The sequence below is a fragment of the Paenibacillus sp. FSL H7-0690 genome (genome assembly GCF_037980415.1).
GTDB lineage: Bacteria > Bacillota > Bacilli > Paenibacillales > Paenibacillaceae > Paenibacillus_AQ > Paenibacillus_AQ odorifer.
Window position 1 is genome coordinate 2454284 of sequence record NZ_CP150281.1, and the last position, 14151, is coordinate 2468434.

Annotated in this window: 13 protein-coding genes and 1 pseudogene; 11 read left to right on the forward strand and 3 right to left on the reverse strand. The window is 43.6% G+C overall.

Going from position 1 to position 14151, the window contains the following annotated elements; genetic code table 11:
* Window position 1: 1 nt before the first annotated feature.
* The 7 genes from MHI32_RS10625 (at window position 2) to MHI32_RS10655 (ending at window position 8469) form a co-directional block, all read left to right on the forward strand.
* Window positions 2–2296: a DUF4962 domain-containing protein gene (locus tag MHI32_RS10625; protein WP_340012312.1), complete on the forward strand. Its 2295-nt coding sequence runs from the start codon at window positions 2–4 to the stop codon at window positions 2294–2296.
* A 57-nt stretch (window positions 2297–2353) separates the two neighbouring features.
* Window positions 2354–3910 carry an extracellular solute-binding protein gene (locus MHI32_RS10630; protein WP_076130137.1) on the forward strand — a complete coding sequence of 519 codons (1557 nt, stop codon included), beginning with the start codon at window positions 2354–2356 and terminating at the stop codon, window positions 3908–3910.
* Between the two features lie 167 nt (window positions 3911–4077).
* On the forward strand, window positions 4078–4470 hold the full coding sequence (locus MHI32_RS10635) for a hypothetical protein (protein WP_139332023.1): 393 nt from the start codon (window positions 4078–4080) through the stop codon (window positions 4468–4470).
* A gap of 143 nt (window positions 4471–4613) precedes the next feature.
* On the forward strand, window positions 4614–5786 hold the full coding sequence (locus MHI32_RS10640) for a serine hydrolase domain-containing protein (RefSeq protein ID WP_076191371.1): 1173 nt from the start codon (window positions 4614–4616) through the stop codon (window positions 5784–5786).
* Window positions 5787–5835: 49 nt separating this feature from the next.
* Window positions 5836–6657, forward strand: a complete 822-nt coding sequence (locus MHI32_RS10645; protein ID WP_340012314.1) for an ABC-2 family transporter protein — start codon at window positions 5836–5838, stop codon at window positions 6655–6657.
* Entirely contained in the window at window positions 6654–7436 is a 783-nt protein-coding gene (locus MHI32_RS10650; protein ID WP_036689373.1) for an ABC-2 family transporter protein, read from the forward strand. The genes MHI32_RS10645 and MHI32_RS10650 overlap by 4 nt, the downstream gene beginning before the upstream one ends.
* 34 nt (window positions 7437–7470) lie before the next feature.
* A complete protein-coding gene (locus tag MHI32_RS10655) occupies window positions 7471–8469 on the forward strand; it encodes an ATP-binding cassette domain-containing protein (RefSeq protein ID WP_248549246.1) in 999 nt (332 codons plus the stop codon).
* Here MHI32_RS10655 and MHI32_RS10660 read toward each other — a convergent pair.
* A complete protein-coding gene (locus tag MHI32_RS10660; protein ID WP_076309873.1) occupies window positions 8460–9029 on the reverse strand; it encodes a TetR/AcrR family transcriptional regulator in 570 nt (189 codons plus the stop codon). The genes MHI32_RS10655 and MHI32_RS10660 overlap by 10 nt on opposite strands.
* Window positions 9030–9192: 163 nt before the next feature.
* On the opposite strand from MHI32_RS10660, the gene MHI32_RS10665 reads away from it, so the two are divergent.
* The 3 genes and pseudogenes from MHI32_RS10665 (at window position 9193) to MHI32_RS10675 (ending at window position 11174) form a co-directional block, all read left to right on the forward strand.
* On the forward strand, window positions 9193–10131 hold the full coding sequence (locus MHI32_RS10665) for a 2-dehydropantoate 2-reductase N-terminal domain-containing protein (RefSeq protein ID WP_340012315.1): 939 nt from the start codon (window positions 9193–9195) through the stop codon (window positions 10129–10131).
* A 27-nt stretch (window positions 10132–10158) separates the two neighbouring features.
* Entirely contained in the window at window positions 10159–10800 is a 642-nt protein-coding gene (locus tag MHI32_RS10670) for a histidine phosphatase family protein (RefSeq protein WP_076191382.1), read from the forward strand.
* 15 nt (window positions 10801–10815) lie between these two features.
* Window positions 10816–11174, forward strand: a pseudogene (locus MHI32_RS10675) (hypothetical protein).
* 71 nt (window positions 11175–11245) lie between these two features.
* Here the strand turns inward: MHI32_RS10675 and MHI32_RS10680 are convergent.
* A complete protein-coding gene (locus MHI32_RS10680; RefSeq protein ID WP_081383126.1) occupies window positions 11246–11341 on the reverse strand; it encodes a sporulation protein YjcZ in 96 nt (31 codons plus the stop codon).
* A 112-nt stretch (window positions 11342–11453) separates the two neighbouring features.
* A complete protein-coding gene (locus tag MHI32_RS10685; RefSeq protein WP_076305890.1) occupies window positions 11454–12854 on the reverse strand; it encodes an RsmB/NOP family class I SAM-dependent RNA methyltransferase in 1401 nt (466 codons plus the stop codon).
* 157 nt (window positions 12855–13011) lie between these two features.
* On the opposite strand from MHI32_RS10685, the gene MHI32_RS10690 reads away from it, so the two are divergent.
* Entirely contained in the window at window positions 13012–14148 is a 1137-nt protein-coding gene (locus MHI32_RS10690; protein ID WP_076191391.1) for a glycosyltransferase family 4 protein, read from the forward strand.
* Window positions 14149–14151 lie beyond the last annotated feature (3 nt).

Sequence of the window (14151 nt, forward strand, 5' to 3'; positions counted from 1 at the left end):
GATGTTAGAACCTTTATTTCAACCTACCAGCGGCGTACTCGACCTGTCATATGGGCCAGATGAACATACAGATGTTGGAGAGAATCCTCCGCGGTTTACTTGGATGCCTGCATGTCTGGAAGAGAGTATGTATGAGCTACAGATCTCCTCAAACACTGAATTTAAGCCGGAAGGCACATTGACCTACAGTAGAATTCCCTATAATTTGTTTACCCCGGATAAGCCGTTGGCGCCCGGCTCGTATTATTGGCGATATAGTCTTATCGGGGAGAAAGATATCCGTTCCGAGTGGAGTAAAGTAAGAGCTTTTGTGGTGGAGGATGAATTGCCGCTAACGCCACTGCCTTCCCGTACAGAACGATATTCAGCTGCTTCCGCCAACCATCCGCGGCTTTGGCTTCAAGCGGAGCAACTTCCGTTTTACCGGGAAGTTGTCCGCCAAGACCCGATTTCAACTGGCTGGGAAGACTTCCTGAAGCATTCCGTTCTACCCTGGACAAAGCGCGAGCTTATTCCCGAGCCTGCACCGTATCCAGATAATAAGCGTGTCGCCACACTATGGCGGCAGATGTATATGGACTGCCAGGAAGTCTTCTATGCTATCCGGCATCTTGCTATAGCTGGAGTTGTGTTGGAGGACGAGGCGCTTATCGCCAAAGCTAAAGAGTGGCTGCTTCATGCTGCAAGCTGGAACACAGATGGTACCACCAGCCGGGATTACAACGATGAATGCTCCTTTCGCATAGCCGGAGCGTTGGCATGGGGCTATGATTGGCTTCACGGCTCTCTGACGGAAGAAGAACTCCTTAAGGTAAGGCAGGCGCTACTGCGAAGAACCGGGCAGATCGCATTCCATGTCATCGAACGTTCCCGCATCCATCAAGTTCCTTATGACAGCCATGCGATCCGCTCTTTATCCTCTGTACTCGTACCCTGTTGTATTTCCATGTTGGGTGAGGAGGAGAAGGCGCAGGAATGGCTTGATTATACGCTGGAGTACTTCTCCGCCATGTATACCCCATGGGGTGGCAAAGATGGCGGGTGGGCAGAAGGTCCGATGTATTGGACCACTCAGATGGCATTCGTTACGGAGGCGCTCAATCTAATTCGCAAATACATGGCAATCAATTTCTATGACCGTCCTTTCTTTCGCAAAACAGGTGACTTTCCGCTCTATTGCTTCAGTCCGGATACCATGAGGGCTAGCTTCGGCGATCAATCGTCACTGGGAGATCCGGTCAATCTCAAGACGGGCTTCAATATCCGCCAATTCGCCGGTTTAACCGGAAATGGCCAGTACCAATGGTATTTTGAGCAAACTAAGGAACTGAACCCTGACACCCAGATGATCTTCTATAACTACGGCTGGTGGGATTTCCGGTTCGATGAGATGGTTTATCGCACAGATTATCCGCAGATTTCTTCAGAGCCACCGGTGGCTGCAGAACCTTTGAAGTGGTTTCAGGATGTGGGATGGGTGGCCATGCATCATCGGATGGAGGATCCGCAGGAACATATCATGCTGTTGACCAAGAGCAGCCGTTACGGCTCTGTGAGCCATAGCCATGGGGATCAAAACGCCTTCCTGCTGCATGCCTTCGGCGAGCCCTTGGCTATTGAAAGCGGCTATTACGTTGCATTCAACAGTACGATGCATATGCAGTGGCGCAGGCAGACCCGCTCCAAGAACGCAATTCTTATTGACGGCAAAGGCCAATATGCTGGCACGGACAAGTCGAAGAACATGGCAGCCTACGGTAAGGTGTTGAAGGCGTATAGTACGCCCGGAATCAACTACACGCAAATGGATGCCACCGAAGCCTACCGCGAGAATGTACCCTATATCAAGCGGTATGTGCGGGAAATATTTTTCTTTGATAGCGCTTACTTTGTTATCACAGACAGTGTCGAGCTGGAACGTCCGGGAAAATTGGATTGGCTGTTTCATACGCTGTATCCCATGAAGCTGAAGGATCAATCTTTTAAAGTACATGGTAAAAAAGCTCAGATGGAGGGCAGATTTGTCTATAGTTCCTCGGGAGAAATGGCACTCAGTCAAAGCAATCAATTTACAGATGTAGATCCGAAAGAATGGGAAGGGCTGCCCGAGCATTGGCATTTGACTGCCTCTACCCAAGAGGCTGTAAGCCATCGGATCGTCACTCTTCTGATTCCCCAAAAAGCAGGAAGCCGGGATTACGTATCGTACTTTATGGACGATCAGGACCATGGGGTTCATGTCTACTTTACGAATCAGGGAATTACCCACCGTGTTGAGATCCCAAAAGCTTATTAGTCTTAAGATATCTTCATTTTACGTATACACCCCATTGTACAAGGAGAGGGTTATATTATGAAAAAATGGATTGGCATCTGTCTGGCTATCGTAATGGGTGCTACCGTTATTGCAGGTTGCTCGAACAAGGACAAAGAAGAGACTGCCGGAGGCGCGTCAAATACGCCGCAGAAAACTGAATTCTCGATCTCGATGCGGACGCTGGCTTTTAACTACGTTGAGAAATCACCCGACTTGAATAAGGACAAATGGGTGAAAAAGCTGGAGGAGATGACAAACACAGACTTGGATATTGTGTTGGTTCCTCATAAAGAGTTCGAGCAGAAAATGGTGCAGATGTTCGCTACTAATGATATACCGGATGTCGTTCAAGGTTCGGGCGGCGTAAATGGCAAGGAGATGGCTGGTTCTGTTGAAGCTGGTGTGTTCATGCCCTTGGATGATCTGCTGCAGCAAAACGGCCAGAACCTTTTGAAAGTAATCCCAAAGGAAGCTTGGGAGAACGTCACCTATCAAGGGAAAATTTATGCAATACCGGAGTTTCTGTCCAATCCCTCCCGCCGGGCGACTTGGATTCGCAAGGACCTGCTGGATCAAACCGGCTTGCAGGTTCCAAAAACGGTCGATGAGTACTTGACTGTGTTGCGTGCCTTCAAAAAGCTGGGGATAGAGAACCCGTACATGGGCCGCCAAGACTTCAAATATGCGGATGCTTTCTTTGGCGCTTATGATGTTTTTCCGTATCTGACTATGTTCGAGGAAGTAAACGGCCAGGTTCAGCCGAAGTTTATGGATAGCGAAAATATGATGAAGGCGTTACAAACCTACAACACCATGTATACAGAGGGTTTGATCAACAAGGAATTTGCCACCATTAACCCGACCAACTACAAAAATGCGATTCTCTCAGGCAAAGCGGGCATGTGGACGATGAATGCCAACGAGCTTCTGCAGTGGGAGCAGCAACTGAAGGCTACGACGCCATCCGCCAAGCTGGAGATTATTCCTTCGCCAGTGGGACCTGATGGAAAAGGAGGCTCCTACTTGTACGGCTCCGCCACGCGCACCTATTTTATTAAGGAAGGTACGAAGAATGCTGCGGATATTGTGAAATTTTTTGACTGGATGCTGAGCGAAGAGGCAGAAACCTTCTTTACCTTTGGGATTAAGGACGAAACCTATAAGGAAGAGAACGGCAAAATCGTATACACTTCTCCTGCGGATTCCGCCGCTATAGATGAGGAGCGCTACCGCCAGTCATTCCTCTGGATGGTGCAGGATACTACTTATAATAAGGGTGTCCTTAACATGACAGAAGAAGGTAGAAGCTTGATCAATGTATACGATACTATTCTGGCTAACGAAGGCCGTGACGGAATTCAGTTCGACCCGCGGCTAGATGCCTTGGTGAAGAATCCAGACATTGCACCTAACTCGGACACGGCTCCTCCGGTACTGCTGACGCACATGGTAAAGATGGTATATGGCAAGGAACCTATCAGCGACTGGCCGAAGGTTGTGGAAGAGTGGCTTTCTAAGGGCGGTAACGATGTCATCAAGGAAGCTACGGAAAAATATAACAACAAAGCTGGCGTCACCATGCCTCGCAGATAGACTTATCCTACAGGGGAGTTGGAATTCAATTAAGGGCTGCCGAGAGGTAGCCTTTTTAGTTAGGGCCAGTTTACTTTAATATAATATCCAAAGTATGGATTATATGGTAAGTTAAATGGAGACATTCTAATGAACTATATAAAAAGAAATGGAGTGATTTCATGAAGATGCGGAATTCAAAACTTTTATATTATCTTGTCTGGATCATAGTGGGGGCGCTCTTATTACATTATGGAAACTCGCTAATTAGTCATTACACTGAAGAGGCACAAAAGAACTATCAATTAGAAAATACTGTATGGATCACGGCTATTATCCCGTTTGTCTATGGAATCTATCTGGCATTATTAGAAGGATTACCTAAAGCTTTTGTTGTTAATTGGCTTCTGTTGTTTATTGTGTTTCTTCCAAGTTTTCTTCTGCTTATGTATCCAACTTTAGTAATGTATTTTAACATTTCGAATATCGAGATCTACAAATTTGCAAGCATACATGATGGAATAGTATTTGGTCTGGTTAGTGGAATGGCACTAGTTAAATCTCTAACGACAAACCGTTAACGAGATTACAGCATTGCTGTTACAGAATTATTGGAGCAGTATAAAATAGTTATATGTAAAATCACCCTTTCAATTATTTGGGTTTTATTGCAAGATATTTATGCATCATGTATTTTATTGAATAATAAGGGGGAGTGCGAATAATGTTATCATCCACAGAGCTTAGCAAGCTGAACGAAGTGAATTACAGGGAGGACCGTTTAGAGGTAGTTAATCATTTTTATGAGGATCTCTGTGATAAAAAAGTAGTCGATGGTTATATTTATTCTCTTAGTCGTTACGGGAAAATCTTTGCTAGTGCTGCCGGAGGACGTTTCAGTTACGAAGAAGAAAGCACCCAGGAAATGAAAACGGATACAATTTTTCGTGTTGCTTCAATTACGAAGCTGTTTACGGCGACAGCGATTTGGCAGCTTGCGGATGATGGTAAGATTTTTATGGGGCAGCCTGTGAGTTCTATTCTTCCAGAGTTTGATGCCGACCCTTTTAAGCCGATTACCATTGCACATTTACTGACTCATACCTCTGGCATCGCTCCCGATCCTGGCACTATAAGTGATACTTACTATAAAAGTGCATGGTGGTATATTTTTGAATCAGAGCTTGGAAAAGAAAACTGGATTAAAGCCGGTCTATCTAAAGGGATTCATTTTCCGGTAGGGACTCAATGGATGTATTCATCGTTTGGATACGCGATCTTGGGTGCAATTATCGAGAAAATAACGGGTGTTTTTGCAGAAAAATACATAATGGACCACATTGTAAAACCGTTAGGCATGAAAGATACCTTCTTTGATATACCAGCAGAAAAAGCTGGTAGGATCGCCATTCGTTCGGAAAGGGCTAAGGAATATCTTCAGAAGCTGCAAAACGGGGAAATTACGGATGCGGGACAAAGGTCTGAGGAAGAAATCAACGTTCCCGAAACTGGTGGTGGGTTATATTCCACAGTTGCTGATCTGCAAAAGTTCGGAATTATGCTGCTTAATCAAGGGCAATACGAAGGGAGTCATATCTTAAGCCGAATGGCTGTACAAAGAATGACCAAGCGGTTTAATTCTGAGAAAATTCCAAACTACGCATGGGGAGATGCAGGAGCGGATCGACCATACGGACTTGGACCAGACCTTCGCTATAATGTGAGTACTTCTTACTCTGAAGGCACTTTTTTTCACGAAGGGGCTGGGGCCTGTGCCTTATTCGTTGACCCGGTTGAAAAGCTGATTGCCGTTTGGTATCTTCCTTTTCACAAAGGGGTATGGGACGGTAGAGCGGTATTTGGCACCCACAATGTGATCTGGTCCGGACTCGAATAAGAAAAAGACTTTTTTTATGTGATATCTATAGATAGGCAGGATGTGACTTATGTTTGAGATGATAAAGCACCGCTTTCGTATTATGAGGGCGGTTGCTTTTGTTACTTATAAGGAATGGAGTGCGTACAGGACGCATTCGATGGTTTCTATTTTTGTTGGCCCAGTGTACTTTTTAGTGCAGTATTATATATGGAGTGCTGTTTATAGCGGGGAATCTTACATCAACGGGATGTCTCTCTCCCAAATGCTTTCCTATTTTTGTGCTACGATGTTGATCAACTATTTGACGATGGATTTTGCCGATTGGAATTTACAAATGCTTATTCGCACCGGGAAATTCATTACGTTTTCGTTAAGACTGCTAAATCATATGTTCTTCGCTTTGTCTCAGAAGGCAGGGCATAGGGTACTTGGGCTTTTATTTGAATTTTTACCCTGCTTTATGATCTTTTTCTTTATTTTTCATATTGATGTCTTACCCGCAAATTTACTATACGCGATTCTTTCGATAGCTATGGCGTTTATGATGAATTTTTTCATTCATTATAGTATTGGAATGGTCGCCTTTTGGATGGTGCAATCCTCTAGTATTCGTAATTTTTTTAATCTTTGCGAAGGGATATTTTCAGGATCGCTGATTCCATTAGTATTTTTCCCAAAATCCTTACAAATGGCGTCCTTTTTCTTACCCTTTCAATACACGGCCTTTCTTCCCGCAATGGTCTATACAGGTAGCTATACTTTAGCGGATATAACCTTACCTATTCCTCAAGTGTTATTGCTGCAGCTCATAGCGGTAATTATTGCCGGAGTTATCTGCCGGGTGCTGTATGCGGTGTCGCTTAAGCATTTTACGGGGGTGGGCGCATGAAACGTATGTATCAAATATATAAAACCTGCATGAAGGCGAATATTGCTTCTGCTATCACTTATCGTGTTAATTTTATTCTTAATAGTCTTATCATGCTCATAGGGAATGTGCTGTTTCCTCTAGTAACGGTATTCATTTATAATTCGAATGCTTCATTTGCAGGTTGGACCTTTAAAGAGGCGCTGTTGATTCAATCCGTTTTTATTCTGTCTACGGCTTGTGCCGGGATTTTTTTTAACGGAATTATGTGGAATACGATGTCTCATGTTGTAGAAGGGACTTTGGAAGTGGTATTAATTAAACCGACCTCGAGCCTTTTTCTGCTGTTGGCCAGATCTTTTGAGTTCGAAAGTATCGGGCTTTTAGGCGGAGGAGTAATCATGTTCGTATACGCACTTAGCGGAATCGATGGGATGACCATCGGCTCTTGGTTATTGTTCCTGTTGTTGTTTGGCGCAGGGCTGCTTGTTATGTTCGGCGTGGCGCTTATTGTGGCAGCGATTTCCTTCAAATGGGTAGCCAATTCCCGCTTGCCGGAGATGTTTGAGAGCATTAAGTCTTTTGGACGTTATCCAGGGACGATTTTTCCTAAAGCAGTCGTAGCCGTGAGTTCTTTTCTGTTTCCGGTTTCCATGATTGCTTACTTTCCAGCATCTACACTGATTGGCCGATGGGAACCCTATTTTTTTATAGCGATTATCCCTTGTGTGTTATTTGCTGCCTTCGGAATTTGGCTCTATACATACATGCTTCGCAGTTACAAAAGCGCCGGAGGATAAAAGATTAGTTTAGCTCTAAGAAGGAGAATTTCACTTGGACATTATTACCGTCAAGAACTTAACCAAGCAATATGAAACCTATCACCGTGGACAAGATGCAAAAAGTGTATTTAAAAGTCTGTTTCACCGTGAAAAATCGATCATTACCTCTGTAGAAGATCTTTCGTTCAGTGTTGGAAAAGGAGAAATCATTGGGATTCTGGGTCCAAACGGTGCGGGGAAATCTACGACTATTAAAATGCTGACAGGCGTTCTCTATCCTACATCGGGCGAAATAAATGTTCTAGGGTACAACCCTCATAAGCAGAAAAATCAATATGTAAAACAAATCGGGGTATTGTTCGGACAGAAATCGCAGTTAATATGGGACATTCCCCCATTGGATAGCTTTTATATGAACAAGGAAATCTATGATATTCCTACGAACGACTTTCGTACAAGACTAGACCGATTTGTAAACATGTTTGAGATTGGCGATATTATTACTAAACCCACACGAACCCTTTCCCTGGGAGAACGAATGAAATGCGAGTTTATTATGGCGATGCTTCATTCACCACCTGTGGTTTTTTTGGATGAGCCGACGATCGGGCTGGATGTGATAGCTAAACAAAGAATCAGAGAATTCATTAAGCAAATGAATCAGGAAGGCACCACATTTATTCTGACAACACATGACTTGGAAGATGTAGAGCGTTTGGTTCAAAGAGTACTTATAATTCATCAAGGGAAAAAAGTATATGACGACAAGTTTTCTGAACTTCGACTGCATCTGGGCGCCAAAAAAGTAGTTAGGCTTTCAGCCGCCACAACTATTGGAGATATTGATCTGCCTGGGACTCTGATATCGGAAAGAATATCGGATTACGAAGTGGAGCTGCTGATCGATACCGAGCAATGTAAAATGGGCGAGTTTCTGCATATTCTTAGCGAAAAGGTAGAGATCCTTGATATATCTATTAAGGAGATTCCCATTGAAAAAATCATCAGCTCCATTTATGAGATGGATACGGGAGAGCATATTCAAGCTTGAGAACGGATCATCTGCAGATTTAGATCGACCATGGACCATAACTTTTCAGTGATCTCTTTTGCAGAGCAAGGATTACTATGAGTAAACCACCATTCAATCACTCCGACAGTCGCCGAACTCAAAAATTGCACAGATATATCTTTACTCAGCTCATCCAGGTTAAAATTGTTTTCTAAAAATTGTACCTTAATCTGCTCATTTATCATTTCTTGTAATTGGTTTCTAAAGGAGAGTAAAGCTTTGTTTCTTAATAAAGTCTTATAAAAGAGAGCATTCTCCTCCAATTGTTCCAGCGTGCGGAGCAATGACGCCTTCGAGGGATTAGGTTCGGTTTCATCCTCCACTGCGGAGCAGCTTTCGATTAGTTGCCGGAGCTGAGCCTCCAGACATTTATCCATCAGATCGTATTTATCCGCATAATGGGAATAAATCGTTCCGCGGTTTACATCAGCGCGCTCTGCGATTTCGTTGATCGTTATTTTTTCAAAATCTTTTTCAGCCATCAGTTGAATTAATGCATTCATGATGGCTGTTTGGTTTTTTTTAATTCTTCTGTCCATGGTAAGACTCCCTTTTTATTAAACAATGTATTGTATTCTGTTGAAAAATCAACAAACCCGATCAAACTAACGATTGAACCCTACCGGAGATGTGATAATCTAATTTTATCGAACAGTTGATCAAAATTCAACAAATGTCTAAAAAGGGATAGAGGAGTTAAATATGAGAGTTTTAGTTTTTGGAGCGGGAGTATTAGGCAGCTATCTTGCACATGTTCTAGTGCGTGGGGGAAATGATGTCACCATGCTTGCCAGAGGAAAGCGAGCAGAGCAATTGACGAAAGACGGACTTGTGCTTCGCCATTATTTTCAAATTAAAAACACTGTGGATACAGTAAAGGTCATCTCTACGCTTCGATCCGATGATCTCTATGATCTTATTTTTGTTGTTATGAAATATAATGATTTTCCATCTGTGCTACCTATTCTAGCTGAGAATCAGAGTCAGAATATAATTCTTGTGGGGAACAATGGCGATGCTCTTGGCATGCAAAAGGCTCTCCAGGAAATGAGCAATGTGAGGAAAAATATACTCTTCGGATTTCAGCTTAGTGCAGGAATTCGGGAAACGAGCGGTCGTGTTATCAAAATACACGCAGGAGGGCAAATGGTACTTGGCAGTTTAGACGGTGAGATCTCAATAAAACACTTACTGGAAAAAGCGTTTGAGAACGCTAAGTATAAGCTAACTTATCATGAGGATATGGATGCTTGGCTCAAAAGTCATATCGTGCCTATAGTGGCTTTGAACTCCCTTAGTTATCTGCATGACGGGGATTTGAAAAAGGTATCCAAAGATAAGAAGCTATTAAAACAAGCCATTTCAGTAATGGACGAGGGGTTTCAAATCATGGAGCAATTAGGTTATACTGTCACTCCAGCAGGGCAAGTTAACTTTGTTCGGAAGCACAAGCAGGCTGTATATTATGGTCTGACAATAATTCATAAATTACCGTTTATGAAATTAGTGGACGGTTCTTTCAGCGAAATAGCAGCTTTGTTTGATTCATTTGATATTTTGAAGCAACAAGCAAACATTGCAACGCCCAATTGGGATCAACTTAAAAAACAAACGTTTTCGAAATTTAATGCAAATGTATAACAATCTTGTTCAGGAGGTATACAATCGATGGCTATATATTTTATAAGGCATGGAATAGATGAAGAAGGCTTTCGTGGGGGTTGGAGTCAACGTGGACTTGTAGTAGAGGGATATAGACAAGCCGAACGTCTTGGATATTATCTTAAGGAAAATCAATCTAGCTTTAACATAACCCGTATTCTTTGTAGTGATTTGCAACGTGCGTTAGATACAGCAAATGAGATCGCCAGAGAGCTTAATTTGCCTGTTGAAAGCAGCCAGTATTGGAGAGAAACGAACAATGGTGTAATCGCTGGAATGCCCCATGAAATCGCAAATGAACGATACCCGGGTCTTTATTTCTCGGCTTTAAGAATGGATGAGAGATTTCCAGGAGGAGAAAGTCCCCAGGAATTTTTTACGCGAATAAGTTCAAGTTTCTCAAAACTATGTAATGAACTGGAGAGTACTGATCCAAATGAAAATGTAATTATGGTCACTCATGGTGGCGTAATTAATGTTATATACCATATTTTAAAAGGGCTAACGTGGACGAATAAGAATGCTCATTTCCCGACTTCATATACTAGTATTCATAAAATAGAGTATCAAGCAGATAAGTGGGCAGTTACAGCAGAAAATCTTACGGAACATATATCAAGGGATCAGGCTGCTGGTATGGCCAATTGATTGGGAGGTACAAATATGGGTTTATTGAATGCGCTGATTGAGCAAGCCAAGAATCCTAGAGGGTTCGTAGGAAATATCATGATCAAAATCATGAATCAGGCACATACCAGCATCACCGTTCAACGATGGATTTTTTGGGACGATCACAGCGATTCAGACGCATTATTTCTGTCGAACAAGATATAAGTGAAGCATTTAGGGTGCTGATAGCAGGCGGTACATTTGTTATTATTTCTGAGATCTATAAAATCAATTATCATATGAAGCAATTCACTAAGAACGAAGAGATGGAGCAGTTATTACGGAAATCGGGCTTTCAGACGGTAAATATTCACGAGAATAACAAATGGAGATGTTATGTCGGAAAGAAATAAAGCGGCCGCACCGCCCCAAAAAAGGACGACACAGCCGCTTCGTTTCACCAGCTAATTAAGCCGGGAAGGTTTTAAACAAACAACGAACGGGAAATGATGACCAGCAAGATGAAAAGTACCAAAATCGCTCCGGTCGAAGTGAAAGCTCCTCCTTGAAATTCACCCATGATTTATTCCTCCTCAACTTATGTCTTCTTCTCAATTGCTGTGACTGGTGTCGCAGCTTTCTGAGATAATGACATCATATGCCGAAGAGGGCCTGTTGCACTGGTCTATGGCCTATTGCTCGTCAATATGGGCTTTTAGGATACGTAATCCTTTAGGAAGATGATTTTTAAGCTGGCCTAAACTCGCCTTGCCCCAACTAATCGGCAAACCATCTAAAGTTACAAGTGTCCATCCATGTAATTCGCTGGGGACAGGCAGGCTTTCACCGCGGAGCCAAGCATGTATTTCCGGGCCCTCACTGCTGAGATCAAAGCTTCGTGATGCTTGTAGGGGCTGAAGTGCCATAGCTAATGCATGAGCAGGTTCAATCCGATTTTTCTTCAAATGGGCAATATGTAGTCCAGCTCGTGGAATACGCAGTCCGTCCAGCAGCCCGGTATGGAGGTTGCCATTAAAGGATTCTGGCAGCAAATAAAGAGATTCGCCGAAGAGCAGGGGTACACCTTGGCATGAAAGACCAGGCAGTTCTACCGCAGCCCAGTCTTGAAAAAGCTGGTAGGCATCACGTACAGAAGAATTAGTTTTTGGGTTGTTTTTGCTTCGGCGTTTTTTGGCGTTGCGGTTGGCATCGTCATTTACGGATACAGTGTCAATTTGCTTACGCAGGAGTGCAACAAAGTGACCTTCGCCCTTTTCTAAATGCGGCCAAAGGCGTTTGCAGGTGAGTAGTTCCATATCGGGGTAACTAGCCGTCAATCGAGCAATGGTTTCTTCATTCTCTTGACGGTTAAAGGTGCAGGTAGAGTAAGCTAAAGTACCCCCTGGTTTAAGCATAATGTAGGCGTCTTGCAGGATATCCCATTGTCTCGCTGCGCACATAACTACATGAGCAGGAGACCATTCTTGAATGGCTTTTGGATCTTTTCGGAACATGCCTTCTCCAGAACAAGGAGCATCCAGCATAATTCGGTCAAAAGCTTGCGGGAAACGCGCAGATAGCTGTTCTGGTGTTGCACAGGTTACGAGGGTATTCTTAATGCCCAGACGTTCAACGTTCTCTGCTAGAATTTTTGCGCGTTCCGGATGGATTTCATTAGAGATTAAGAGGCCTTGTCCCTGCATTAAACCAGCGATATGCGTAGTTTTACCTCCAGGGGCTGCTGCAAGATCGAGGACGGTTTCACCGGGTTCAGGTGCCAGCAGTTCAGCTGCGGACATTGCGGAAGGCTCCTGAATATAATATAGTCCAGCTGCATGGTAAGGATGTCTGCCTGGTCGAGCGGGCTCATCATAATAAAACCCGCCCTGGCACCATGGGATAGGCTTCAAAATAAATTGTGAGACTGTACGGTCCACCGCAACTTGGCCTATGGCTGAGGTGCTTTTTAGCGGATTAAAGCGCAGTCCTTGAGTTCGTGGCGCTGAATAACTTTCTAGAAAAGCATCTGCCTCTTGCCCCAGCATTTCTTTAATAGATGCGGTGTAAGAGGCAGGCAGCTGTTCTTCCTTCATAGATCATTCTCCTTTTTCTTAGTTGCTGTTTCATGTTTATACCGATAAAATCAAGGTATGGGGAACGTAATCGTACCTGAAATTCTACATATATTCAACTATATCATAATTGCCAAGTCTTACAGTACACAGGGCAATTGTAAAGGGGATGTACCATATGAATTTGCTGCAAGCGCTCTTCTTCCCGCCGGAGCAACCCGGTGGTGTATCATCTATGATCCCTTATCTTCAGGAAAGATTCCGTTCAAGCCGTTGGGAGATGGATTTGTTTTGGCTGCCTAAGCGGATTCGCAATAAGGGGCATGAAGAAGTAATATTCGAGACGTTTGATTGGACGCAGTATGGAGAAAGTCCGATCGTTCAGAAATATATTCAGACCTATCGTGATTATTTATGGTGGACAAAACTGCGGATGAGTAAGCCTTATGATCTTATTCATTCTCATCATCCGATTGCTGGCTTAGCGATGAAAAAAGTGTTCCCTGATACTCCGTTAATTCATACCCTGCATTCCAGTTACGAGCGGGAATTGATTCTAAATGGAGCGATTTCCGAGGATGGCTTGGAGCATCGTTTTCTAGTCTCACTTTATCGTGAACTTGAGCATGTTAGTGATCGATTAATGACGGTGTCGCGATCTTTTGCAGAGTATGTGGCCCCTTATATTATTGATCCTTCTAATATAGGTGTTATACCGAATGGTTTTGATGAAAAAAGATTTAAGCCTGTTCCGCATGATAACGCTATTCCGCAGCTAGTGACCGTGACACGTCTGGTTCCGGCTAAAGGAATAGATATATTACTCAACGCTTGCGCGGAGCTTAAAAATCGCGGCCATGAGTATGTACTGCATATTATTGGCGACGGTCCTTCACGTGCGGATCTGGAAAAGATGGCCCAGCATTTAGGGATCTATAATGAAACGATCTTTTACGGATATACGCTGCACCCTGAAGAATTCATGCCATTCTTTGATATTTTCGTATTGCCCTCTCGGGCGGAGGCGTTCGGTTCAGTGTTTGCGGAAGCGGCACTTAGCTGCCTGGCTCTAGTGGGGACAAATGTGGGCGGAATACCGGAGCAGATTGAAGATGGTGTGAATGGTTTATTGGTCAGTCCTGACGATGAGATTGCTCTTGCTGATGCATTAGAGAAGGTGATATCTGATCCGGCTTATCGTTATGAGCTTTCGCGCTCCGCATGGGATAAAGCCAAAAGCCTATATTCGTTGACACGAGTTGCTAATGAACTTAAAAAAACCTATTTACAGTATCCTTCAGGAACGAAAGGGTGAGCA